We start from the raw sequence: 24,690 nt of genomic DNA, 5'->3' as shown, positions 1-24,690 counted from the left end.
AACAGGAGAAAAGATGAGCTCTACTACCGTTGATCACGCTCACGATCACTCTCACGATCACTCTCACGACCACGCGCATGACCATCCGCATGGTTTCCGTCGCTGGTTGTTTGCGACCAATCATAAAGACATCGGCAGCTTGTATTTGTGGTTTGCCTTCACGATGCTGCTGTCAGGCGGTGTGCTGGCGCTGATGATCCGTGCTGAATTATTCCAGCCCGGCCTGCAACTGGTGCAGCCGGAATTCTTCAACCAGCTGACAACCATGCACGGTCTGATCATGGTGTTCGGTGCGATCATGCCAGCCTTCGTCGGTTTCGCGAACTGGATGATTCCACTGCAGATCGGTGCATCGGATATGGCGTTTGCCCGTATGAATAATTTTTCATTCTGGCTGATGCCACCAGCGGCGATTCTGCTGGTTGCTTCCTTCTGGGTTCCAGGCGGCGCAACGGCTGCCGGCTGGACGCTGTATGCGCCGTTATCGACGCAAATGGGTCCAGGCATGGACATGGCGATTTTTGCTGTGCACATCATGGGTGCCTCTTCCATCATGGGTTCGATCAACATCATCACCACCATCCTGAACATGCGCGCACCTGGCATGACACTGATGAAAATGCCGATGTTCTGCTGGACCTGGCTGATCACTGCCTATCTGCTGATTGCCGTGATGCCTGTGCTGGCCGGTGCGATCACGATGACGCTGACTGACCGTCATTTTGGTACATCCTTCTTTAATGCAGCCGGTGGCGGCGATCCGGTGATGTACCAGCACATTTTCTGGTTCTTCGGACATCCGGAGGTGTACATCATGATTCTGCCTGCTTTTGGTATCGTCTCGCAGATCGTTCCTGCGTTTGCCCGCAAGCCTTTGTTCGGCTATGCATCGATGGTATACGCAACGGCTTCCATCGCGATTCTGTCGTTCATCGTCTGGGCGCACCACATGTTCACGACCGGTATGCCTGTGACTGCGCAGCTGTTCTTCATGTATGCCACCATGCTGATTTCGGTTCCGACCGGCGTAAAAGTATTCAACTGGGTGGCAACGATGTGGAAAGGTTCGATGACCTTTGAAACACCGATGCTGTTTGCAGTGGGCTTTATTTTCGTCTTCACCATGGGTGGTTTCACCGGACTGATTCTGGCTGTGACACCGATTGATATCCAGTTGCAGGATACCTATTACGTTGTAGCCCACTTCCACTATGTACTGGTGGCAGGTTCCCTGTTTGCCCTGTTTGCCGGCTATTACTACTGGAGTCCGAAGTGGACCGGTTTTATGTATAACGAAACCCGCGGCAAGATTCACTTCTGGGGTTCCCTGATCGCGTTTAACGTCACATTCTTCCCTATGCATTTCCTGGGACTTGCAGGGATGCCACGCCGTTATGCAGATTATCCGGCACAGTTCACAGACTTCAATCAGGTAGCGACGATTGGCGCTTTCTGGTTTGGCCTGATGCAGGTGTATTTCATCCTGGCCGTCGTCATTCCTTCTATCAAGGGCGGCAAGCCTGCGCCTGCCAAGCCATGGGACGGAGCGGAAGGTCTGGAGTGGACTGTACCAAGTCCTGCGCCGTTCCATACATTTGAAGAACCGCCTGTCGTTAAATAAATCCGGAAACGCTTGTCCGAAATCATTGTTCCGGACAAGCGCATGACTATGAAAAACGATAAAAAACCTGATAACACCAGAACAGCATTGATACTGGCATCGATTGCCCTGATTTTTTTCATTGGTGTGTTTGTCAAGCAGACGTTGCTGCGTTGAACTGAGAATCTGATGTCGGAAAATAAGCGGAACACAGGAAATTTTATTCAGAAGCTCAATGCCAGGCTGCTGTCTAAATTAGTACTCATTGCTGTGATGATGTTCGGCTTTGGCTACGCATTGGTGCCGGTGTACAAGCAGATTTGTGAAATTACAGGCATTAATATCCTGACGCCGAAAGACATTTCAGCGAAAGAGATTTCGAATACGCAGATAGACCGCAGCCGTGAAGTCACCATTGAATTTGATGCCAATACTCAGGGACCATGGCGTTTTCGTCCGGTGGTGTCCAGCATGAAAGTGCATCCCGGCGAGATGACGCAGATCGTGTATGAGGTCGTTAATAAGCAGGCTTACAAAATGGATGCACAGGCAATACCAAGCTATGCACCGCAGCAAGCCAGCAGTTACTTCAAAAAGATGGAATGTTTTTGCTTCAAGCAGCAAACGCTGGAGGCCAATGAGGCCAGGCAAATGCCGGTTGTGTTTTATATTGATCCTGCGTTACCGAAAGACGTGAAAACTATTACCTTATCGTACACATTTTTTGAAGTAGGCAATAAGGCCGGGGTTGCGCAGTCCGGACAGCAGGGTAAAACATGAGTGAATTGAAAAATGCGGTAAAACGCAAGGCTTCTTTTATCGCAACAGTCAAAGCCGTGTTCTGGTCGTTTCTGGGAATACGTAAGAAAAATGACTATGAGCAGGATGCAGCCGAGCTGAATCCGGTTCATGTCATTATTGCCGGTATCATCGGTGCGTTGATTTTTGTCTCAACCCTGGTGCTTATCGTGAAGTATGTCGTCGCAAAATAACAATTTGAGCAGTACATTAAAATGCATCGGGAGATGGAAATGAGTTCTTCGCACGCTAAAGCGCCGTATTATTTTGTACCAGGACCTTCTAAGTGGCCGGTTCTGGCAGGCTCTTCCTTATTGCTGACTATGCTGGGTGCATCTGCCTGGGTGAATGGTCTGAGTTGGGGAAGTTACGCAAATCTGGCCGGTGTGTTTCTGACGCTGGTGGTGTTGTATAACTGGTTTGGTGATGCGATTGCAGAATCTGAAAGCGGTAAGTACAGCGCACGGATTGACGTGTCCTACCGCTGGAGCATGAGCTGGTTTATTTTTTCTGAAGTCATGTTTTTCGCGGCATTTTTCGGCGCACTGTTTTATGCGCGCAGTATCACCATGCCCTGGCTGGCTGATCTGGATCACAAAGTGCTCTGGCCGGATTTTTCCGGACAGTGGGGCAATGCTGGTCCGGCAGGCACGATTGAAGCGTTCAAGACCATGGGGCCATTCCCTATTCCGACGATCAATACGGCATTGTTGCTGACTTCCGGCGTCACGCTGACAATTGCGCATCATGCACTGCGTGCCGGCCAGCGCGGCAAGACGGCATTCTGGCTGTTTGCCACGATCGTCCTGGGCGCCGTATTCATGGGCTTCCAGGCCTATGAGTATATCCATGCTTATCATGAGCTGAATCTGAAACTGACTTCCGGTATTTATGGTTCCACATTCTTCATGCTGACCGGCTTCCATGGTTTTCATGTCACGATGGGGGCGATTATGCTGTCAGTCGTGCTGTTCCGTGTGTTGAAAGGCCATTTCACTCCGGATCATCATTTTGCTTTTGAAGGTGCTGCATGGTACTGGCACTTTGTGGACGTTGTTTGGCTGGGCCTGTATGTTGTCGTTTACTGGCTGTAAGATCTCGCTAAACTGACGAATAAAAAAGCCGCACGTCAGTGCGGCTTTTTCTTATGACCTGAATCAGTAGTGGCATCGGCAGCCGCAGATGTAGCGGAAGTCACTGGATGACTGGGCGGTATCTCACAGTACTAGTACAATCACTTGCCCGTTAAATGGGGCTTGTACCGTATCTATATCAGTTGATTCAGTGAGTTCAGCGGATACCGGTCGGTTGTATCAGGCCAAAGTGATTGGCAAGCAGTATCAGGATAAATAAAGTGATGGAAAAACCGACCCGGAACGCCAGCGCCTTTACCGTCCGGTTACTGCGCCCCTTATCTTTCATCAGATAGACCAGTGCTGACCCCATGCTGAAAATAATGAGGAAAAATGCAATCGCAACAAAAATTTTCATGCTGACCCTGTCTCCCCGGTAAACGATCGATAATTGACCCATTGTAATACGGTAATCCGCGAATGCCCATGCTCCAACGCTTCCGACTGCTTCCCCTGATTCTGACTCTGGTGCTGACTGCGGCGGGTATTTTGCTGGGACAATGGCAAACTGGCCGCGCACTGGAAAAAGAAGCAATCACCCGTCAGATGACGTTGCGCCAGCAGATGCCGGCGCTCAGAGTACAGCAATGGGCGGAGCTGGCTCAGCTGCCGCAGTTCAGTAAGGTATTGTTGCGCGGTCAATTTATAACCCAATGGTCGTTGTATCTGGATAACCGTCCGTTGAATGGTGTATCCGGCCGCTATGTACTGATGCCGTTCCGGCCCGAAGGGAGTCAGCAGGCTGTCGTGGTGATGCGGGGTTGGCAGCCGCGCGATCCGCAGGATCGTAACCGCGTGTTGCCGTTGCGAACCCCGGAAGGGGTGGTGGAAATTGAAGGCAGCATACGGACGCAGCCAGATCATGTGATGCAGCTAGGGCAGCCTGATGCGATCCGCCCGGGTGTATTGTTGCAGAATCTTGATTTATCAGCGCTGGCAGCCGCATCCGGTCTGACATTATCTCCGGTCCTGGTGATGCAGACATCCGTGGCCGATGACGGATTGGAGCGCGCCTGGCCGCGACCTGATGCCGGTGCCGGCAAACATCGGGCGTATGCATTACAGTGGTATGCGCTGTCAGTGATGACGGTGATTTTTTTTGTGGTGACAGGAATCCGACGTGGAAGAAAACAGCAAACAAAAACTTAACGGACGCAGGAAATTGTTTCTGGTGCTGGCGATTTGCGCCGCACCCATGATTTGTTCCTATCTCGCTTATTACATTATCAAGCCTGCCGGACGCACCAATTACGGCACCATACTGGATCCGCGTCTGTATCCGATGCCGGTCATGCAGACCACGCCGCTTGGTAATGCGAGGGCAGAGAAGGGGCTGAGTGCCTATCAGGGCAAGTGGATCATGCTGACTGTCGATACAGGCGATTGTGCGGCAGCTTGTCAGAAAAGACTGTACGACATGCGACAGCTACGTCTGGCGCAGGGAAAGGAAATGGATCGCATTGAGCGCGTCTGGATGGTGACGGATGAGCAGCCGGTCAGCACCAGTCTGCTGCGCGAATACGACGGCATGCATATTCTGAAAACTGCCCCTGCTGAATTGCAGCACTGGTTGCCAGCGGATGCCGGCACGCAGATCAGCGATCATATTTATCTGATTGACCCGTTGGGTAATCTGATGATGCGTTTTCCGAAGGATGCCGATCCGAATAAGATCAAAAAAGATCTGGTCAAATTACTCCGTGCTTCTGCGATAGGCTGATGATGCTGCTGCAACTTGCTCTGATTGGAATCGGCGTTGCCCTGCTGCCATTGTCCATGGTTTATTTTTCCCGTGAGCCCAGCAAACATCGCAAGCTGGCTGCCGTCACTGTCGCCCTGACGTTTGAATTAATCATGTTCGGGGCATTTACCCGGCTTACCGATTCCGGACTGGGTTGTCCCGACTGGCCGGGCTGCTACGGGCAGGCCAATCCGCTGCAATCACATGCCGACATCCGGGCCGCTGAAATAGCGATGCCGACCGGGCCGGTCACTGTCCAGAAAGCATGGATAGAAATGATCCATCGTTACCTGGCCATGAGTGTCGGGCTGCTGATTATTGCGCAGGTCGTGCTGGCATGGAAAAAAAGACGTGAAACCGGAATCTCGCCGTGGCTACCGACTTTCCTGCTCTTTTTTGTCTGCCTGCAAGGAGCATTTGGCAAATGGACGGTCACGATGAAATTGCAACCCATCATCGTAACCTCTCATCTGCTGTTGGCAATGGGTTTGCTGGCATTGCTGGCTGCTGCGCTTGAACAGCAACGTCCCAGAACAATGATTACTACAGCGAAGGCCGTGTCGCTGGTCTGGCCGGCACGAATCGCGCTGATTCTGGTATTCATGCAAATTGCCCTTGGCGGGTGGGTCAGCACCAACTATGCAGCACTCGCCTGTCACGATTATCCTTTGTGTCAGGGTAGTTGGATGCCAGCCATGGATTTCGGACATGGCTTCAGTCTTTGGCGGCAACTCGGACAAACGGTCAGTGGGGAATATTTGCCGTTTGCCGCACTCGTGGCTATACACTGGGTACACCGGAATTTCGCCTTACTGGTGATGGTTGCCGTGTTGTATACCACCTGGAATGCCGCACGTGTGGCTGAATTCAGTCGTCTTGCCCGTTATCTGGCGATAGCGATCGGACTTCAGCTGGCAATCGGTATTTCCACCGTTTTTTTTGCGTGGCCGCTGTTGCTGGCGGTTTTGCACAATGGCGGAGCCGCTGCACTGGTGCTGCTGCTGAGCATGTTAAACTACCGTGTCCAGCAGGCACGCCGTGCCGTTGATGACTGATACTATGACTACTACTCTTCGTTTGCCTTCCAACCGTTTCGCGCAGTACTGGGCGCTGACCAAGCCACGTGTGACGCAGCTGGCGGTATTCTGCGCCGTGATCGGCATGTTTCTGGCGACGCCCGACTTACCCGACTGGCGCATTCTGATCGCGGCGACGATTGGCATCTGGCTGCTTGCCAGCGCCGCCTTTGCAGTGAATTGCCTGGTGGAGCGCGAAATCGACTCCCGCATGGCGCGCACGGCTCGCCGCGCCACTGCAGCCGGTGAAATCAGTGCCTTGCAGACACTGGTGTTTTCCGGCGTGCTTGGCGGCATGGGAATGCTGGTGTTGTACACGCTGGTCAATCCCCTGACCATGTGGCTGACCTTTGTAACGTTTGTCGGCTATGCCGTGATTTATACCGTGCTCCTGAAGCCGGCCACGCCGCAAAATATCGTGATTGGCGGTTTGTCCGGTGCAATGCCGCCGGCACTGGGTTGGGCGGCGGTCGCCAATGATGTGCCGATGCAGGCCTGGCTGCTGGTATTGATTATTTTTGTCTGGACTCCCCCGCATTTCTGGGCGCTGGCGATGTACCGGCGCGATGACTATGCCCGTTCCGGTTTGCCGATGCTGCCGGTGACGCATGGTCCGGAATTCACCCGCTTCCATATCTGGCTGTATACGATCGCCCTGGTGGCGACGACCATGCTGCCTTACGCGGTGCATATGAGTGGACTGATTTACCTGATCAGTGCCCTGATTCTGGGAGGGATTTTCCTGTGGTACGCCTGGCAGATGTACCGTCACTATAACGATATCCTGGCCCGCAAGACTTTTACTTATTCGATTATTTACCTGTCGCTGCTGTTTGCTGCGCTGTTGGTCGACCATTATTTAAAATGATGAAATTTCTCACAACACTCCTGATTGCCGTACTCGCAGTGATGCTGACAGCCTGTGGCAAACCGGCTGAAAAGTGGAATAACACCGACCTGACCGGTCTGGATTATGCCAAAGACTTTGCCCTCACCGACCACAATGGAAAACTGCGTACCTTGCAGGATTTTCGCGGCAAGCTGGTCGTGATCTTTTTTGGTTACACCCAATGCCCCGACGTCTGCCCGACTACTATGGCGGAAATGGCCACTGTGATGCAGCAGATGGGCGATCAGGCTGATAAAGTCCAGGTACTGTTCGTGACTCTTGATCCTGAGCGTGATACGCAGGCTTTGCTGGCTTCTTACGTTCCGAATTTTGATCGCCGTTTCCTCGGACTGTATGGCGATGCGGCAGCCACGGCCAAGGTAGCGAAAGATTTTAAAGTGTATTATCAGAAAGTTCCGGGTAAAACACCGACCAGCTATACGATGGATCACACGGCCGGGAGCTATGTGTTTGACACCGAAGGACGAATCCGCCTGTTCCTGCGTCACGGGCAGGGCGCAGAACCAATCGTGCACGATCTGAAATTATTGCTGAAATAAATAGCAGTTTTACGGCATGGATCGGGATGCGAATGAAACATGCACGTTGAACCCCAAAAAAAATACCAGGGGGAGTATGTCGAAAGCCCGTTTGTTGATGCGGACGATCAGCGTAAAATGGCAGATACTCCCCGGATAATGCATTTTTCAGATGTTGAGAAACAAAAAAAGGCACTCCAGGGAGTGCCCTTTTATCGTTGTCTGCCGAACTCAGGAAAATGCGCTCAATGCGCCTTTCATTTTTTTCAGGGCAGCACTCTCGATCTGGCGGATGCGCTCTGCAGATACGCCATATTCATCGGCCAGTTCATGCAAGGTCGCACCGGAGCCATCATCATTTTTGAGCCAGCGTGCTTCAATGATGTGACGTGAACGGGCATCCAGTTTTGCCAGCGCAGATTCCAGACCTTCGCTCTGCAGACGATCGTACTGCCGGGTTTCCAGCACTCGGGTTGGTTCCTCTGACTCGGTTTTCAGATACGCAATCGGTGCAAATTTGTCGTCATCATCGTCGTTTGATGCATCCAGAGCGATGTCATGTCCAGACAGGCGCATTTCCATCTCGATGACTTCTTCCCGTTTAACATCCAGCGTCTTGGCCAGCGCATCAATCTGCTTGGGCGACATGGTTTCCAGACCTTCTTTGTGGCTGCGCAGATTAAAGAACAGCTTGCGCTGTGCTTTTGTCGTCGCCACTTTCACCAGACGCCAGTTTTTCAGGATGTATTCATGCATCTCAGCTTTGATCCAGTGCATGGCATAAGACACCAGACGGACACCCTGATCCGGGTCGAAGCGTTTGACGGCTTTCATCAGACCGATGTTGCCTTCCTGAATCAGATCGGCATGCGGCAGACCGTAACCCAGATAACCGCGGGCAATCGAAACAACCAGCCGCAGATGGGACAGTACCAGTGTCTGCGCCGCTGCGAGATCATGATGATCGCGCAGCTTGGTGGCAAGATCCACTTCTTCATCGTGGGTCAGCATAGGCAGCCGGTTAACAGCAGAGATATAGGCGTCAATATTTCCGAGCGTACCACTGAAACCCAAGGTCAGCGCGGTGCTGTCTGTTGCCGGGATAAGTTGTGTCGAAGTCATTGCGGTAGTTCCTCCTCATTGCTGCCGGTCTGCTGAAAGAGATGCAGACCCAGCTTCTTAAACCCTATATTAGCACTCTCTTGAGAAGAGTGCTAATTTTGCTGAAAAATGATCTTTTTTGCAAAAAATTGATGAAAATTTCACATTCCCACCATTTTTTGCTTTGGATCATCACTGCATGAAAGGGGCTTCTTGTATCTTAGAGTCAGGAAACCGGAGAAAGTTTCGTATGATAAATGCAATGAATATCAGATTGCCCGGGCCAGTTGCCGGCGCACTGACAGATAGGCGCCCGTCAGTCCCAGCAGCATGCTGATCCCGAGTAATGCAAGGCTGGGAATGATGCCCAGCGGAACCAGGCGAAATTCTGAAGCATACAGTCTGGCAAATTCGGCAATGCTCTGGTTTAAGGGTTGCAATGCTGCCGCGATCACGCCCAGCGCCAGTAAACCTGCCAGCAAACCCAGCATAGCGCCGGTGTAGTAGTACGGGCGGTGAATGAAGCTGTTGGTTGCGCCCAGCAAACGGGTGACGGAAATTTCTGCCTGATGCGAAATGACTTGCAGCCGCGTGGCATTGAACACCACGACAATCACAACCATTCCCAGTGTCACGGCAAGGAACAGTAAACCCATTTCCAGAATCTGAACCAGTGCCGCCAGGCGTTTAACCCAGGCCGAATCCACCTGCACCACATCCACATCCGGCAAGGCCCTGAGTTGTTCTGTCAGGCTATCGAGCTTACCCGCATCGCTATTGGAGAGCGATAGTACATAGGCGTCCGGCAAGGGGTTGCCGCCGAGCGTTGATAAGACTTCAGCGAGGCTGGAAGAATCCTGCATGGCAGCCAGCGCTTTGTCTTTCGGAATGAAATTCAGTTTGCCGCTGATACTGCGTTCCTTCAGCAGCTTTTTGATCGGAACAGACAAGGCGGTTGCGCTCTCACGTGGTGTGTCGGTATTAAGGAAAATACTGATTTCAGGTTCAATCGACAATTGCGAAGAGACTGGCCGCACGTTTTCAATCAGCGTCAGACCAGCGATCGGCAATGCCAGCGCAATCGCGACCACCAGCACATTGAACAGGAAATTCCCGGTGCCTGCGCGCAAATGAGTGAATGCGCTGCGCAGTGCAAACAGGTGTTCACGAAACCAGATCGTCATACGAGTATCCTTAAAAATCCGGGGTCAGGCGGCCACTGCCGCATTCCAGGTATCGGTGACCTGCCCATGGCTCAGATAAATAACGCGGTTGGCCTGGTCGAGAAATTGCTCGTCATGACTGGAGATCAGGCAGGTAACACCGGCGCTCTGAAAGGCTTTCAGCGCACTGAGTACCTTATTGGCATTGTCCCGGTCAAGAAAAGCAGTCGGTTCATCGGCCAGAATAATTTTGGGCCGGTTGACAATCGCGCGGGCGATTGCCACGCGCTGCTGTTCTCCGCCGGACAGGCTTAATGGCAACGCTGATGCTTTGTCGATCAGACCGACTTTTTCCAGCGCCACGCGGGCCCGCGCTTCGGCTTCGCTGCTGGCTGCGCCGGTAACGATGAGGGGCAGCATCACATTGGACAAAACGCTGCGGTCATTCAGCAGTTTCTGATCCTGCAGGATCAGTCCCAGTTTGCGGCGCAGGTAGGGCAGGCTGCCGGATTTTAATTTGCTGATATCCTGGCCATTCACGATTACCCGGCCATGGCTTGGTTTTTCTATTCCCGCAATCATTTTGAGCAGGGTGGATTTGCCGGCTCCGGACGGGCCTGCCAGAAACACCAGTTCACCATCCGGAATCGATAAGAAAATATCACGCAAAGCATAAGCGTCACGCGAATACTGCTTGGAAACGTTATCAAATTCGATCATGGCGATGGATGAAGTCAGTAAATGTTATTGCGCATTATTGCAGCAGTGCGTCGACAAATTCCTGTGCATTGAAAGGTTGTAAATCCTCAATCTGTTCTCCGACACCAATGAAATACACCGGTACAGGGCGGGTTTTCGCAATCGCCGCCAGCACGCCACCTTTTGCTGTGCCATCGAGTTTGGTGATGATCAGACCGGTGAGTTGCAGGGCATCGTCAAATGCTCTGACCTGAGCCAGGGCATTTTGTCCGGTATTCCCATCAATCACCAGCAAGACCTCTTGTGGTGCGCCATCCATGCCTTTGGCAATTACCCGCTTGATTTTTCTGAGTTCTTCCATCAGGTGTAACTGCGTTGGCAAACGACCTGCCGTGTCCACCATGACGACATCGGTGCCGCGCGCGCGCGCAGAAGCGACGGCATCAAACGCCACTGCAGCCGGATCGCCGGATTCCTGCGCAATCACGGTCACATCATTGCGTTCGCCCCAGATTGCAAGCTGCTCTCTGGCCGCTGCACGGAAAGTGTCTCCAGCAGCGAGGATGACGGATTGCTGATGCACCTGCAAATGTTTGGCCAGTTTGCCGATGGTGGTGGTTTTTCCGGCGCCGTTGACCCCGGTAATCATCATGACCAGTGGCTGGTATCGTCCCAGCTCCAGCGGTTTTTGCAATGGCGTCAGCAGTTCCAGTAACAAGGCTTTGAGCGCGGTCTTGACCTGTTCTGCTTCGGTCAGTTTTTCATCTTTGACTTTTTTCTTCAGTGTATTCAGCAGAAACAGCGTGGCTTCCACGCCGGCATCGGCAGTCAGCAGCGCAGCTTCCAACTCGTCATACAGATCATCATCAATCCGGGCGCCAACGAATAAGGTGGTCAGGCTGGAGGAAGTTTTTGCCAGTCCGGATTTCAGCCGGCTGATCCAGGAGCGTTTTTGTTCTGGTACGGTATCGGAAAGCACGGGCTGGTTGTCCGCAGATGCCGTTTCAGGGAGCAAAGCAGGCGTTACTGCGGCAGCCGTTAATGCTGCTGCGGCTGGCTGTGCCGGTGCGGTCGCTGCTTCTTCTTTGGGCTTGCGTTTAAAAAAACTGAACATCGGTGGCGATTTTGTAGGAAGATCGGAAGCTGCAGGGGCGCAGTCCTAGTATTAGAATGCTGCCATTTTAACAGAGCATACCGGGTAATTCGATTGAAGCGCCTGAATCACAACATGAAAAATAAGAACAGAAAGCCAGCTACGACATCACACGCCAACCATCAGATCCGCATCATTGGCGGACAGTGGAAACGCAGTCTGCTAAGTGTGATTGAAGCCGAAGGATTGCGCCCGACACCCGACCGCGTGCGTGAAACGGCGTTTAACTGGCTGACCCATCTGCTGGACGCCGACTGGTCGCAGGTCAGCTGTCTCGATCTGTTTGCCGGCAGCGGCGCACTCGGGCTGGAGGCTGCCAGCCGCGGCGCCCGCCAGGTGACGTTGGTGGAAGCTTATGCTCCGGCGTTTCAGCAGTTACTGCAAGTGCGGGATAAATTGCAGGCCAGTCAGTGCAACATGCTCAAAGCGGATGCTATGCGATTTATTGAGCAGGCAGTGGCGAGAGGGGAAAAATACGGGGTGATCTTCCTCGATCCGCCATTTTCCATGGGCTGGCTGGAAAAAATCCTGACCGCCTGTCAATCCATGTTGCAGCCATCCGGATACCTTTACGTTGAGGCGGAGTTTTCGCTGGCGCCGCAAGCAGAAAATCCGGTGGATGATGAAAAAATACGACAATTATTAGCAGGATGGCAGGTAATACGTGCGGATAAAGCAGGCAGCGTGTATTTCCATATACTGCAACGCAGCATTCTGCAGCATGAAACGCACGAAAATCAGGCATAATGCCAGATCAATTCAGTGCATAACGTGATGCTGTCAGCAAACAAAGGGAGTGAAGATGGTCACAGCCGTTTATCCGGGAACATTTGATCCACTGACCCGTGGTCATGAGGATCTGGTGCGTCGCGCCTCGGGTCTGTTTGATACGCTGGTGGTTGGCGTGGCAGACAGCAAAAGCAAGCGGCCGTTTTTCTCTCTGGATGAACGCCTGAGCATTGCCAATGAAGTCCTGGGGCATTATCCCAACGTCCGGGTGGAGAGTTTCTCGGGTCTGCTGAAAGACTTTGTCCGCAAAAATGACGCCCGCGTTATCGTCCGTGGTCTGCGCGCTGTGTCGGACTTTGAATACGAATTTCAGATGGCGGGGATGAACCGCTATCTGTTGCCCGATGTCGAGACTTTGTTCCTGACGCCTTCCGACCAGTATCAGTTTATTTCTGGCACGATTGTGCGGGAGATCGCGATGTTTGGCGGTGATGTGTCCAAGTTTGTATTCCCTTCCGTGGACCGCTGGCTCAAGCAGAAGGTCGCGGCGCTGAATGAGTCGAAATAAGAAACAGTAATCCGCTGATTGGCGCACCAGTCTTGATTTTGAGCCTGGTGTCAGACGAGAGCGTTGCAGTGAAAGCGAAGTGTGTATGGCCTTAATGATTACAGACGATTGCATCAATTGTGATGTCTGCGAACCCGAATGCCCGAATGATGCCATTTTCATGGGGCCGGAAATTTACGAGATCGATCCGCATAAATGCACGGAGTGTGTCGGTCATTATAAAGAGCCGCAATGCAAACAGGTTTGCCCGGTGAACTGTATTCCGTTCAACCCGGAATGGCGTGAGACGCCTGCGCAATTGCAGGCAAAATACGAACAGCTGCAGGCTGCGCAGCAGAAAACCTGATTCTCCGCTTTATTCGCAACGCACCTGATTGCGCCCGTTGCGTTTGGCATCATATAGTGCACGGTCAGCCCGCAGCAGCATATCGCGTGCGACCAGTGTGGCCTCTCCCAGATTATGCCGTTCGGAGACGGTCGTTAGTCCGATAGAAATCGTGGTGTTGCAGTTTCCCGTGGCAGACAGGGTAAACGCAGTGTTGGCAATGCTGCGGCGGATGCGTTCAGCGACCAGCATGGCATCCTGTAAATTCGCATTGACCAGCAGTACGACAAATTCTTCCCCGCCAAAACGACCCAGTGTGTCGCTGAGCCGCAGCTCTGCCTTAATCCGTCTGGCAACCTCACACAGCACATCGTCACCGCCTTGATGGCCGTAACGGTCATTAATCTGCTTGAAATGATCGATATCCAGATACAGACAGGCAATGCCATAACGCTGACGCCGGGCACGGCCAATTTCCTCGCGGATGCGCTGTTCCACATAACGGCGGTTGCTGACATTCGTGAGCGGATCTGTCAGGCCGATATAGGTAAGCCGTTCATTGTTGATGACATTTTCAAGACAAACGGCAATGATCAGTCCCAGACGTTCAATAAAATCCGTTGCCATCGTCGGCAGAAACCGCTCCGGTGAAAAGCTGCCGATATTCAGATAGCCGATCAGCTTGTTCTGGCGTCGCAAAGGAATGATGGCGATGCTCTGCGGTTTGTGTGTGCAGCTTTGAAACAGGAACTGATGCAGTGGTGGTTGATAACGTCCCAGCGCCGGTTTCTGCGTGGGTAATCCTGCCGTCTGCAATTCGTTTTCATGGCGAATAAAATGCAAATGCGGAAATTCATTCAGATCAATCCGGAGATCGCTCAGCATTTGCTGCAAATCCTGACGGGGATCAATCAGATGCAGGGTAACGATATCGAGTTCGGACATGATGGCCAGCGAACTGAATATGCAGGAAATCAGTTCACGGAACTGGCTGGCGCCAATGATTTTCAGATCAAAACTTTGATGGCGCGCCATAATGTTCTGATTTCTGTGCGCCTGTTCCAGTAAATCATCGAGACGGGCGCGCAACAGCTGATTTTCCATACGCAGTTCCGCCATCGCTTGATCGGCGGCTGACGCGGTATGAGGAGCGGTAGTCTGGCGCATGGGGTCAGGGATTGTTCAATAACAGCCGTGTGCAGAGGCTTTTCACAAGGCGTCAAAAGCGAGGGGCATGTCCAGCACGTCCCCGACACGGAGAATTTTTCCTTCGCCCTGCTCCAGAATCACATTCATACCGAACGTGATTTCGCCATCCACAATCGGATTGGCGCGGTAACTCTGCAGGATATCGACCGGATTGTCTCCCACTGTGCCGTCAGACTGGTCAACTGCGGGAATCGGACAGCGCGGGCAAGGCTTGACGGGACGCAACTGTATGCCATTGTCCAGCAGATAGCTGGCGGCGTAATCTTCTTCAAAAGCCTCAATGCCGCTGATGACAATATTCGGGCGAAAACGGTTCATCGGCACAGCGGTACGTCCCTGAGCGATCGCCCGGTGATTCAGATCCTCCAGTGAAGCTTCGCTGATCAGCAGCATCGGATAACCGTCGGCAAAGCGTGTCGGGGCCAGGGTGTCACCGGTCCACTTGGTATTGGCAAAACGTTTCCCCTGTGCCGGAAAGCGCACCAGCCGGCAAGTTGTTTCCAGCGCGGTGCTGAACCATGCAGCGGCGCTGTCACCGGCATCTTCTGCCTGCATTTCAAAATCCCAGACTCTGACTGCGATCATCTTCACATCCGTCGCAGCTTGCAGCGGAATACGCAATGTTGCCATCTGCACCGTATCCACACATAGCACATCCTCTACAACCGTCACGCGCAGGCTTGCCATGCGCGGATATTGGCGTTGTGTGAGAAACAGCCCGTCGGTATCGACCAGCATCCATTCGCGATCGCTGACCCCGGCATGACGCAATCCGCTTGCGGTCATGACTGCCTCACTCAAGGATATCCCGGCACAGGATTTGATTGGGTAAATCGTCAATTCGGAAATAGCAGGCATGCAGATAGTCCGTCAGCAGTGAAGTGGGTAATTAAGAGGGCAGGGGCTGCTATTTTAATGCGTTCCGGTTAAACGGTGGATCTTAGGGCGTGTCCTCATTTCAATTTAACCCAGATAAAAAGTATAAGTGATGAAAAGCATGGCTTTGAAATTACGCGCTAATTTTTTAAAACGAGTCGCGATGCTGCGGAAATGCTTCAGTATGGCAGGCAGATCCGCGGTTAAATGACGTTGTTTGTATAAATGCGAATCGAATTCCGGATTGACTTTGTTCCTGTTGGATTTTCTGGGAATCATCGGATTCGCTCCTGCCTGTCTGACGTGCTCACGAATCACCTAGGCATCATAGCCCTTGTCAGTATGATATGTCGTGTTGCTGTTCTCCTGTCGATAAGGCACGGTGCAGCTTTGGCGTCGTGGATTTTACCCTCAGGGATTTCAAAATCAAGTGGATTTCCATACGCGTCAGCTGCCATGTGAATCCTGATCGTGACGTTTCGGCGCGGTGTGTTGGCGTGCCTGTATCAATTCAAGCAATGGATCTGACATGGTTGATTCGTTAGAAATTTTTATGGGCTGCATAGCTTGGGAAGGCTTTAGGAATGGTATCGATTTGCCCGCATCGACTTGCATCATAGCCGGGAAGTTGGTTAACGGCTTTTTTATACTCTGGGTCATTGAGAATTTTTAGCACTGCTTGTAATTGCGGTTGTGCTAAAAACGCGTCGTTGCATAGTAGAAAATATCGTTCTGAACAGATGGGGAAAAAGTCGAGCTTAAAGCGCCGTGCTGGCGTTTCTAAACCAAAGCCGACATCTGCCATGCCGCTGGCAACATAGGCGGCAACCGCTGCATGGGTGAATTCGCCCTGTTCAAACCCGGCAATGCGTTTGGAGTCGATACCTTCCTTGCTTAACAGGCACTCTAATAAAAAACGCGTACCAGAACCATTTTGACGATTTACAAAGCGTACATCTTTGCGTATTAAATCTGCCACATCATAAATTTTTAGAGGATTGCCGGGTGCAACCATGAGCCCTTGACGACGCGTGGTGATATGGATGATGCGGCTGTGGCGTACATTAAGCCAACGAGTGTAGTGGTGATAGGCGCGTGCTTCGAGATCGCCGATAGGAAGATGGAAACCCGCTAAATCACAATTTCCTTGATGTAGCGAAGCCGCAGCTTCCTGGCTACTGACATATTTGCGTTCTACAGAAACATTGTCTTTCTGTAGCGAGGCCAAGAGTTTTTCAATCGCAAAGCCGTGGCTGGCGTGCACACGAATGGTTTCTGTCCCCGCTGCGAGTACGCGACCGATTTCAATTTCCAATTCCGATGCGAGGGTTTCAAGTATTGGAGTGAGCCGTGCGGTAATACGATGCCCTGCCCAGACAAATTTTTCCCCCAGGGGGGTGAGAGTAGAACCTTTCCCTCGCTCCATTTTAAGCAGAGGTGCGTCGATTTGCTGTTCGCCTTGGCGAATCAAATTCCATGCATGGCGATAAGACGCCCCCGATGCTTTGCAAGCGCCCGATAAGCTGCCGTGATCATGCACCTGCCTCAATAGTTCCAGCACTTTGACGGGCAGATCTTGTCCTTCTGCATCGCTGATCGTCCATTGCGGCTTGATTGATACTTTATGCATCATTGCTCTCCATAATTACAGTAATGGCGCTTATTAAATAAGTGTTTTATAGCATATTTAATGTAATAAATTTCTGATTTAATTTGTACATAGCCGCATATTGCCAATCTTTAGTAAATAAAGGTAGAGTTAGTTGTGCTGTAAAAGCATATGTTGCGTAGTTTAAGCAATACATTAAAAAAATATATTACCTATTCACTTAGGAGACATCCAGCATGGCCACCCCCCCAGACGATGGAAATGGTTTTCTTTCCAAAGAACGCATTATTGCAGCTCCCGGTTTTAATCGTTGGCTCGTTCCACCCGCAGCCTTAGCGATACATTTGTGTATCGGTATGGCGTATGGCTTTTCCGTGTTTTGGCTACCCCTCTCCAAAGCATTGGGCATTAAAGAGCCTATTAAATGCGCTGCGGATGTGGGTTTTTTACAAGAGTTATTTACCACCACATGCGACTGGAAGGTTTCTACCCTGGGTTGGATGTACACCTTATTTTTCGTCTTGCTTGGTAGTTCTGCTGCATTGTGGGGTGGTTGGTTGGAACGCGCAGGCCCACGCAAAGCAGGTGTGATCAGCGCCTTGTGTTGGTGTGGCGGGATGTTGATTTCTGCCCTGGGCGTGTATCTGCACCAATTTTGGATGCTTTTAGTTGGTTCTGGATTTATTGGTGGCATTGGCTTGGGCCTGGGCTACATCTCCCCTGTGAGTACGCTGATAAAGTGGTTTCCAGATAAGCGTGGTATGGCAACCGGTATGGCGATTATGGGTTTTGGTGGCGGTGCGATGATTGGCTCCCCGCTTGCTGCCGAGTTAATGAAAATATTTGCCAGCGATACCAATGTGGGGGTGATGCAAACCTTCGTCTCTATGGCGTTGGTTTATTTCGTCTTTATGATGGGTGGGGCCTTGTCTTACCGTGTACCGCCTTCGGGGTGGACGCCAGATGATTGGACGCCACCTCCAGCGCAAGCGAATAACACCATGATTACGCAAGATCATGTACATGTCAGCAAAGTCTGGGGTATCCCGCAGTTTTGGCTGGTGTGGTTGGTGTTGTGTATGAATGTGTCAGCCGGAATTGGTGTGATCGGTATGTCGAGTCCAATGTTACAAGAGGTGTTTGGCGGTAATTTGATTGGCGTCGCTAAGAAATTTACTGAGCTCGATAAAACACAATTGAGCGCGATTGCTGGCGTCGCAGCCGGTTTCACAGCCTTGTTGAGTTTGTTCAATATCGGTGGGCGGTTTTTTTGGGCGAGTCTGTCAGATAAACTGGGTCGCAAGCTCACTTATGTCGTGTTTTTCGTCTTGGGTGGAATTTTGTATTTCAGTATTCCGGCCAGCGCATCTGCCGGAAGCAAAACGCTATTTGTTGCGTCCTTCTGCATTATTTTAAGTATGTATGGTGGCGGCTTTGCGACCGTTCCCGCCTATTTAGCTGATTTGTTCGGTACGCAAATGGTGGGAGCGATTCATGGCCGCTTACTGACTGCTTGGGCGACTGCCGGGATATTAGGGCCAGTGGTGGTGAACTATATGCGTGATTACCAAATCGGCTTAGGCATTCCGCGAGATCAGGTTTATAACCAAACGATGTATATCCTGGTGGGCATGTTGGTAATTGGCTTAATTTGTAATTTTTTGATCCGTCCTGTCGATAAAAAATACTTCATGACACCTGCCGAGCTCGCAGAAGAAAAACGTTTAGCGCACGATAAAGCCGTCGCTTCGGATGTGGGCATCGGTACGATGACCATGCATGAAACCAATCCTGCTTTAGTGTGGATGGCTTGGGCGGCGGTTGGTATTCCACTAGCTTGGGGGGTGTACCGAACCATGTTAAGCGTTGCAAAATTTTTCTAACTTTTAAAAATCATAATAAACGATATGCCGATACTCTCCTTTTCTGATTGGAAAACCCGATTATCTGGCGAGGGTATGGCATTGCCTGTAAGGCCTTCCAATTCTGCTATAACGAAAGCAGGTATTGGTGGTTTCCTGGCGATTGCTACTGTCGCTTTAATTGGATATTTTGGTGGTAATCCCTTGGTGTTAGGTTCGTTTGGCGCAAGTTGTGTGCTGGTGTTTGGATATCCCGATTCGCCATTTTCACAACCGCGTAATGTGTTCTTTGGGCATGTGATCTCGAGTGCAATTGGTTTGTTGTGTTTAACATTGTTGGGTCCTGCATGGTGGGCAATGGCCTTGGCGGTTGCCTTGGCGATTATGGCAATGATGGCTTTACGCATCGTGCATCCGCCAGCGGGGTCGAATCCTGTCATTGTTTTTTTATCTATGCCGGGTTGGGGATTTTTAGTTTTTCCAACGCTGTGTGGTGCACTGCTGATTTGTGTCGTTGCATTGGTTTATAACAACCTGAGTCGTACGAGTCCTTATCCAAAATATTGGTGATGTTGTAGAAAAATCCTTTACCAAAAAATACTTAATGCGAAGAGTCTAAGATGTCTAAGCTACGCTATATCCCTCTCCACACCGAGACGACAGTGCAATTGAAAACGTTGATTGCGCAGCATGAAAATCAACCTGGCGCTTTATTACCTTTGCTACACGCAGTACAGGCAAAGTTTGGTTATATTCCCAGTGATGTTGTGGCGCCGATTGCACGTGCGCTCAATTTATCGCGTGCAGAAGTGCATGGTGTGGTGACGTATTATCATCATTTCCATGAACACAAACCCGGTAAACATGTGATTCAAATTTGTCTTGCCGAAGCTTGTCAGTCCTGCGGTAGTGAAGCGCTGCTAAAACAAGCAGAAACCGAATTAGGTTGCACCGTGCATAGCACCCGTGCTGACCAGGCTGTAACCTTAGAAGCGGTGTACTGCTTAGGTTTATGCGCTTCATCTCCTGCCATGCAAGTGGGCGAACGCTTGTTTGGTCGGATGGATAACCAAAAACTCCGCAGCTTACTGAATCAATTGGAGCTGAGCGCATGACAAGCACACAAACTTCCGTAAAGGTTTATGTTCCCTGCGATTCCGCCGCGTTGGCGGTCGGCGCAGATGAAGTTGCCTCTGCCTTATTACTCGCCTGCGCGCAACAAGGGCTGGCGGTAAAGATTATTCGTAACGGATCACGCGGTCTCTTCTGGTTAGAACCCATGGTGGAAGTTGAAACTGCTGCGGGTCGTGTGGCATATGGGCCTGTCGCACCGGAAGATGTGCATAGCCTATTAGAATCCGGTTTCTTGCAAGGTAAACCGCATGCACTGTGCCAAGGGTTAACCGAACAGATCCCTTATTTAGCGAAGCAAGAGCGCCTCACCTTTGCACGCATGGGTGTGACCGATCCGCTTTCCTTAGAGGATTACGCGGCACATGGCGGCTGGCAAGGCTTACAAGCAGCTTTGGCAATCAGTGGCGATGCCGTTGTGCAAACAGTATTGGACTCAGGCTTACGTGGACGTGGTGGCGCCGCCTTCCCCACAGGGATTAAATGGAAGACTGTAGCAGTCACGCAGGCTGCGCAAAAATACGTCGTGTGTAATGCTGACGAGGGCGACTCTGGTACTTACTCAGATCGCATGACGATGGAAGGCGATCCCTTTATGCTGATTGAAGGGATGACTATCGCTGCTGTGGCGGTGGGTGCAACCCAGGGTTATGTGTATATCCGTTCTGAATATCCCCATGCTTTTGCGACGATGCAGCGTGCTATTCAAATCGCAGAACAAGCAGGCTATTTAGGCAGCAATATTCAAGGTAGTGGTCAAGCCTTTCACCTCGAAGCACGCATGGGTGCGGGTTCGTATGTGTGCGGTGAAGAAACAGCCATGTTGGAGTCGTTAGAAGGTAAGCGCGGTATCGTGCGTGCTAAACCGCCACTCCCCGCAATCCAGGGTTTATTTGGTCAACCTAGCGTGATCAATAATGTGATTACCTTCGCTAGTGTGCCGTTGATTTTAGCGAAAGGTGCGGACTTTTATCGCCATTATGGCATAGGTCGTTCGCAAGGGACCTTGCCATTTCAACTCGCGGGAAATATTAAATTTGGCGGCTTGGTCGAAAAAGCCTTTGGCTTAACGCTGCGCGAATTGCTTTACGATTTTGGCGGTGGCAGCCGGAGTGGTCGCCCCATCAAGGCTGTGCAGGTTGGCGGGCCTTTAGGTGCCTATGTGCCGGAAAGCGATTGGGATGTGATGATGGATTATGAGTCCTATACCGCAAAAGGCGCGGTACTTGGGCACGGTGGCATTGTGGTGCATGACGATACCGCCAATATGAAAAAGCTTGCCCGTTATGCCATGGAATTTTGTGCGATTGAAAGCTGCGGGAAATGTACGCCTTGTCGCATCGGTTCAACCCGCGGCGTGGAAGTGATTGATCGCATGACGCAGCAACCTGAAATCCAGGGTGCATTGCTACGCGACCTCTGCGATACCATGTTAAACGGCAGCCTTTGTGCCATGGGTGGTATGACTCCTTTTCCGGTTTTATCTGCCTTAAATTATTATCCCGCTGACTTTGGTTTGCCGGCGCATCAGAATGTGCAGAACAACGCGCAAGCTAAATAAGGAACCATTATGAACTGTCATCACGAAATCGATTACGGTACGCCCGCTAGTACCTCCAGCGAAACAGTTGAATTAAGTATAGATGGCTTTAGCGTCAGCGTCCCTAAGGGAACTTCGCTGATGCGTGCTGCGATCGATGCAGGTATTCATGTCCCCAAACTTTGCGCCACCGATTCGCTTGAGCCTTTTGGTTCTTGTCGTCTTTGCCTGGTAGAAATTGAAGGCCGACGTGGCTATCCGGCCTCTTGCACGACACCTGCCGAAGCGGGTATGGTGGTGCGTACGCAAACAGCGAAATTACAAGATTTACGTAAGGGAGTGATGGAACTGTATATCAGCGATCACCCCCTTGATTGCTTAACTTGCAGCGCCAACGGTGATTGCGAATTACAAGATATGGCAGGCGTCACGGGTTTGCGTAATGTGCGCTATGGAGTAGCAGGGCAAGACGTGGCAGGTGTGGAGGGTGCACACCATTGCGATGCCAAGCAAGATGTTTCCAATCCATATTTTACCTACGATGCCAGTAAATGTATTGTGTGTAATCGCTGTGTACGCGCCTGTGAGGAAACCCAGGGTACCTTTGCATTAACCATTAGCGGCCGCGGTTTTGAGTCACGCGTTTCGCCTGGGCAAGATCAAGCCTTTATGGATAGCGAATGCGTTTCCTGTGGTGCCTGTGTACAAGCTTGCCCCACAGCTACCTTACAAGAAAAAACGGTGATCGAACTCGGCCAACCAGAGCACAGTATTCTCACTACCTGCGCTTATTGCGGCGTGGGTTGTGGCTTTAAAGCAGAAATGAAGGGCAGTACAGTAGTGCGTATGGTGCCGTGGAAAGATGGTAAAGCTAATGAAGGCCACTCTTGCATTAAAGGACGTTTCGCTTGGGGCTATGCAACCCATAAAGATCGCATGACCAAGCCGATGATACGTAAGGCGATTACCGATCCTTGGCAAGAAGTCAGTTGGGAAGAGGCATTGAACTACGCCGCTTCCGAATTTAAACGTATTCAACACAAATACGGTAAAGATTCTGTCGGCGGCATTACCTCTTCACGCTGTACCAATGAAGAAACTTATTTAGTGCAAAAATTGGTGCGTGCTGCCTTGGGCAATAATAATGTTGATACTTGTGCAAGGGTGTGTCATTCCCCCACAGGTTATGGTCTTGGGCAAACCTTTGGAACTTCTGCGGGTACGCAAACTTTTAAATCGGTAGAACATGCAGATGTGATTTTGGTAATGGGTGCCAATCCAAGCGATGCACATCCTGTGTTTGCTTCGCGTATGAAAAAACGTTTACGTCAGGGTGCGAAGTTAATCGTGATTGACCCGCGTAAAATTGATTTGGTAAGTGCACCCCATGTGAAAGCGCAACATCACCTGGCATTAAAGCCCGGCACCAATGTGGCAATGATTACTGCTATGGCGCATGTGGTCGTGACAGAAAAATTATATGCGGCTGACTATGTGCAAGAGCGTTGTGACAATAAGAGTTTTGCAGAGTGGAGTGAATTTGTCTCACGCCCTGAAAATTCTCCCGAAGCGTTCGAAGCAGTTACGGGTGTGCCCGCAGCCGAGGTCCGCGCCGCAGCACGCACCTTTGCAAGCGGACCTAACTCCGCGATTTATTACGGTTTGGGTGTGACCGAACACGCTCAAGGTTCCACTACCGTGATCGGCATCGCGAATCTGGCAATGGCTTGTGGAATGGTGGGGCGTGAGGGTGTCGGTGTCAATCCACTACGCGGGCAAAACAATGTGCAAGGTTCTTGCGATATGGGGAGCTTCCCGCACGAATTACCTGGTTATCGTCATATTTCTGATTCCATCACGCGTAATCAATTCGATGCGGCATGGGGTGTGCACCTAGATCCAGAACCGGGTTTACGCATTCCAAATATGTTTGATGCTGCGCTTGATGGTAGCTTTAAAGCGCTGTATTGTCATGGTGAAGATATTGCGCAGTCTGACCCAAATACCCAACATGTTTCAGCAGCGCTATCGGCAATGGAATGTATCGTTGTACAAGATATTTTCTTAAACGAAACCGCGAAGTTTGCCCATGTATTTTTACCGGGTAGCTCCTTTTTAGAAAAAGACGGTACGTTCACCAATGCAGAGCGTCGTATCTCGCGCGTCAATCAGGTCATGCCACCTTTGGCAGGTTATGCAGATTGGCAAACCACATTGCTCTTTGCGAAGGCTTTAGGCTATGAGATGCATTACGATCATCCTTCACAAATTATGGATGAGATCGCTGCATTGACACCAAGCTTCCACGGTGTGAGTTATGAGAAAATTGAGCAGTTCGGCAGCGTGCAATGGCCTTGTAATGAAAACACTGCCCTAGCAGGCACAGACATCATGCATGTTGATCATTTTGTCCGTGGCAAAGGACGTTTTCTGCCTACGCAGTATGTGGCAAGCGAAGAGAAAATCACACAACGTTTTCCGCTTTTACTCACTACTGGTCGTATTTTGTCGCAATATAATGTGGGCGCACAAACTCGCCGTACGGAAAATAATCAATGGCATGATGAGGATGTTTTAGAAATTCATCCACATGATGCTCAAGAACGTGGCATTGAAACCGGTATGCAAGTCGGTATCGAAAGTCGTGTCGGCCGCACGGTGATGACCGCTGTCGTCAGCGAAAGAATGCAGCCGGGCGTGGTGTATACCACTTTCCATTTTCCTGAATCGGGTGCGAATGTGATTACCACAGAAAACTCTGACTGGGCAACCAATTGCCCAGAATACAAAGTTACTGCGGTGCAGGTGATTACCGTGACTCATGCTTCTGAATGGCAGGAACGTTATCAACAATTTAATCGTCGTCAATTAGACTTATTAACAAAACGTCGTACTGAAAAGGGGCGCGCGCTTGCTTCTGACGAAGCAGTAGCAGTTATGCGAAACTAA

Annotated in this window: 26 protein-coding genes; 18 read left to right on the top strand and 8 right to left on the bottom strand. The window is 51.0% G+C overall.

What is annotated here, in order from left to right:
* Nucleotides 1–13 precede the first annotated feature (13 nt).
* The 5 genes from ctaD to HV832_RS00650 are packed head-to-tail and all read left to right on the top strand — an operon-like array spanning nt 14 to nt 3,492.
* Nucleotides 14–1,621 (top strand): cytochrome c oxidase subunit I, encoded by a 1,608-nt coding sequence (gene ctaD / locus HV832_RS00665; protein ID WP_176801626.1) that lies wholly within the window; start codon nt 14–16, stop codon nt 1,619–1,621.
* A 42-nt stretch (nt 1,622–1,663) separates the two neighbouring features.
* Entirely contained in the window at nt 1,664–1,777 is a 114-nt protein-coding gene (locus tag HV832_RS17145; protein WP_317889332.1) for a cytochrome oxidase small assembly protein, read from the top strand.
* A 12-nt stretch (nt 1,778–1,789) separates the two neighbouring features.
* Nucleotides 1,790–2,380 (top strand): cytochrome c oxidase assembly protein, encoded by a 591-nt coding sequence (locus tag HV832_RS00660; RefSeq protein ID WP_176801625.1) that lies wholly within the window; start codon nt 1,790–1,792, stop codon nt 2,378–2,380.
* On the top strand, nt 2,377–2,592 hold the full coding sequence (locus HV832_RS00655) for a DUF2970 domain-containing protein (protein ID WP_176801624.1): 216 nt from the start codon (nt 2,377–2,379) through the stop codon (nt 2,590–2,592). Before HV832_RS00660 ends, HV832_RS00655 begins: the two co-directional genes overlap by 4 nt.
* Before the next feature lie 39 nt (nt 2,593–2,631).
* Nucleotides 2,632–3,492 carry a cytochrome c oxidase subunit 3 gene (locus HV832_RS00650; protein WP_176801623.1) on the top strand — a complete coding sequence of 287 codons (861 nt, stop codon included), beginning with the start codon at nt 2,632–2,634 and terminating at the stop codon, nt 3,490–3,492.
* Between the two features lie 196 nt (nt 3,493–3,688).
* Here HV832_RS00650 and HV832_RS00645 read toward each other — a convergent pair whose 3' ends face one another.
* Nucleotides 3,689–3,889 (bottom strand): twin transmembrane helix small protein, encoded by a 201-nt coding sequence (locus HV832_RS00645; protein WP_176801622.1) that lies wholly within the window; start codon nt 3,887–3,889, stop codon nt 3,689–3,691.
* A 62-nt stretch (nt 3,890–3,951) separates the two neighbouring features.
* On the opposite strand from HV832_RS00645, the gene HV832_RS00640 reads away from it, so the two are divergent.
* Genes HV832_RS00640 through HV832_RS00620 form a run of 5 tightly spaced genes read left to right on the top strand, consistent with a single transcriptional unit; the run spans nt 3,952 to nt 7,797 of the window.
* A complete protein-coding gene (locus HV832_RS00640) occupies nt 3,952–4,680 on the top strand; it encodes an SURF1 family protein (RefSeq protein WP_176801621.1) in 729 nt (242 codons plus the stop codon).
* A complete protein-coding gene (locus HV832_RS00635; protein WP_176801620.1) occupies nt 4,652–5,251 on the top strand; it encodes an SCO family protein in 600 nt (199 codons plus the stop codon). The genes HV832_RS00640 and HV832_RS00635 overlap by 29 nt, the downstream gene beginning before the upstream one ends.
* A 2-nt stretch (nt 5,252–5,253) precedes the next feature.
* The gene (locus tag HV832_RS00630) at nt 5,254–6,327 is read left to right on the top strand and encodes a COX15/CtaA family protein (RefSeq protein ID WP_176802060.1); all 1,074 of its coding nucleotides are present in this window, start codon (nt 5,254–5,256) and stop codon (nt 6,325–6,327) included.
* A 4-nt stretch (nt 6,328–6,331) separates the two neighbouring features.
* A complete protein-coding gene (gene cyoE, locus HV832_RS00625; RefSeq protein ID WP_176801619.1) occupies nt 6,332–7,216 on the top strand; it encodes a heme o synthase in 885 nt (294 codons plus the stop codon).
* Nucleotides 7,213–7,797: an SCO family protein gene (locus HV832_RS00620; RefSeq protein WP_176801618.1), complete on the top strand. Its 585-nt coding sequence runs from the start codon at nt 7,213–7,215 to the stop codon at nt 7,795–7,797. The genes cyoE and HV832_RS00620 overlap by 4 nt, the downstream gene beginning before the upstream one ends.
* A 210-nt stretch (nt 7,798–8,007) precedes the next feature.
* On the opposite strand, the gene rpoH is transcribed toward HV832_RS00620, so the two are convergent.
* The 4 genes from rpoH to ftsY all read right to left on the bottom strand — a co-directional run bounded on the left by rpoH (nt 8,008) and on the right by ftsY (nt 11,853).
* On the bottom strand, nt 8,008–8,898 hold the full coding sequence (gene rpoH / locus HV832_RS00615) for an RNA polymerase sigma factor RpoH (protein WP_176801617.1): 891 nt from the start codon (nt 8,896–8,898) through the stop codon (nt 8,008–8,010).
* Nucleotides 8,899–9,146: 248 nt separating this feature from the next.
* Nucleotides 9,147–10,061, bottom strand: a complete 915-nt coding sequence (locus tag HV832_RS00610) for a cell division protein FtsX (RefSeq protein ID WP_176801616.1) — start codon at nt 10,059–10,061, stop codon at nt 9,147–9,149.
* 24 nt (nt 10,062–10,085) lie between these two features.
* Nucleotides 10,086–10,760, bottom strand: coding sequence for a cell division ATP-binding protein FtsE (locus HV832_RS00605; RefSeq protein ID WP_176801615.1), 675 nt, complete (start codon nt 10,758–10,760; stop codon nt 10,086–10,088).
* A 34-nt stretch (nt 10,761–10,794) separates the two neighbouring features.
* Entirely contained in the window at nt 10,795–11,853 is a 1,059-nt protein-coding gene (gene ftsY / locus HV832_RS00600; RefSeq protein ID WP_176801614.1) for a signal recognition particle-docking protein FtsY, read from the bottom strand.
* 114 nt (nt 11,854–11,967) lie between these two features.
* On the opposite strand from ftsY, the gene rsmD reads away from it, so the two are divergent.
* The 3 genes from rsmD to HV832_RS00585 all read left to right on the top strand — a co-directional run bounded on the left by rsmD (nt 11,968) and on the right by HV832_RS00585 (nt 13,535).
* The gene (rsmD, locus tag HV832_RS00595; RefSeq protein WP_176801613.1) at nt 11,968–12,639 is read left to right on the top strand and encodes a 16S rRNA (guanine(966)-N(2))-methyltransferase RsmD; all 672 of its coding nucleotides are present in this window, start codon (nt 11,968–11,970) and stop codon (nt 12,637–12,639) included.
* A gap of 55 nt (nt 12,640–12,694) precedes the next feature.
* Nucleotides 12,695–13,189, top strand: a complete 495-nt coding sequence (gene coaD / locus HV832_RS00590; RefSeq protein WP_176801612.1) for a pantetheine-phosphate adenylyltransferase — start codon at nt 12,695–12,697, stop codon at nt 13,187–13,189.
* A gap of 85 nt (nt 13,190–13,274) precedes the next feature.
* On the top strand, nt 13,275–13,535 hold the full coding sequence (locus HV832_RS00585; protein ID WP_176801611.1) for a YfhL family 4Fe-4S dicluster ferredoxin: 261 nt from the start codon (nt 13,275–13,277) through the stop codon (nt 13,533–13,535).
* Nucleotides 13,536–13,544: 9 nt separating this feature from the next.
* Here HV832_RS00585 and HV832_RS00580 read toward each other — a convergent pair whose 3' ends face one another.
* The 3 genes from HV832_RS00580 to HV832_RS00570 all read right to left on the bottom strand — a co-directional run bounded on the left by HV832_RS00580 (nt 13,545) and on the right by HV832_RS00570 (nt 17,232).
* Nucleotides 13,545–14,681 (bottom strand): GGDEF domain-containing protein, encoded by a 1,137-nt coding sequence (locus HV832_RS00580; RefSeq protein ID WP_176801610.1) that lies wholly within the window; start codon nt 14,679–14,681, stop codon nt 13,545–13,547.
* 42 nt (nt 14,682–14,723) lie between these two features.
* Nucleotides 14,724–15,581: an MOSC domain-containing protein gene (locus HV832_RS00575; protein WP_176801609.1), complete on the bottom strand. Its 858-nt coding sequence runs from the start codon at nt 15,579–15,581 to the stop codon at nt 14,724–14,726.
* A 559-nt stretch (nt 15,582–16,140) separates the two neighbouring features.
* Nucleotides 16,141–17,232, bottom strand: a complete 1,092-nt coding sequence (locus HV832_RS00570) for a substrate-binding domain-containing protein (RefSeq protein WP_223827307.1) — start codon at nt 17,230–17,232, stop codon at nt 16,141–16,143.
* Between the two features lie 212 nt (nt 17,233–17,444).
* Here HV832_RS00570 and HV832_RS00565 point away from each other — a divergent pair, with 212 nt between their 5' ends.
* The 5 genes from HV832_RS00565 (at nt 17,445) to fdhF (ending at nt 24,690) form a co-directional block, all read left to right on the top strand.
* A complete protein-coding gene (locus tag HV832_RS00565) occupies nt 17,445–19,091 on the top strand; it encodes an OFA family MFS transporter (RefSeq protein WP_176801608.1) in 1,647 nt (548 codons plus the stop codon).
* Nucleotides 19,092–19,166: 75 nt separating this feature from the next.
* Nucleotides 19,167–19,640 carry an HPP family protein gene (locus HV832_RS00560; protein ID WP_218131922.1) on the top strand — a complete coding sequence of 158 codons (474 nt, stop codon included), beginning with the start codon at nt 19,167–19,169 and terminating at the stop codon, nt 19,638–19,640.
* A 50-nt stretch (nt 19,641–19,690) separates the two neighbouring features.
* Nucleotides 19,691–20,185 (top strand): formate dehydrogenase subunit gamma, encoded by a 495-nt coding sequence (locus tag HV832_RS00555; protein ID WP_176801606.1) that lies wholly within the window; start codon nt 19,691–19,693, stop codon nt 20,183–20,185.
* Nucleotides 20,182–21,762, top strand: coding sequence for a formate dehydrogenase beta subunit (locus tag HV832_RS00550; protein WP_176801605.1), 1,581 nt, complete (start codon nt 20,182–20,184; stop codon nt 21,760–21,762). The genes HV832_RS00555 and HV832_RS00550 overlap by 4 nt, the downstream gene beginning before the upstream one ends.
* Nucleotides 21,763–21,771: 9 nt before the next feature.
* Nucleotides 21,772–24,690 carry a formate dehydrogenase subunit alpha gene (gene fdhF / locus HV832_RS00545; RefSeq protein ID WP_176801604.1) on the top strand — a complete coding sequence of 973 codons (2,919 nt, stop codon included), beginning with the start codon at nt 21,772–21,774 and terminating at the stop codon, nt 24,688–24,690.

It is taken from the genome of Cognatundibacterium oligocarboniphilum (assembly GCF_013377855.1).
Lineage (GTDB): Bacteria > Pseudomonadota > Gammaproteobacteria > Burkholderiales > Burkholderiaceae_D > Undibacterium > Undibacterium oligocarboniphilum.
The sequence above is the reverse complement of the archived record's forward strand: the minus strand, read 5'-3'. Positions and strand labels throughout refer to the sequence as shown.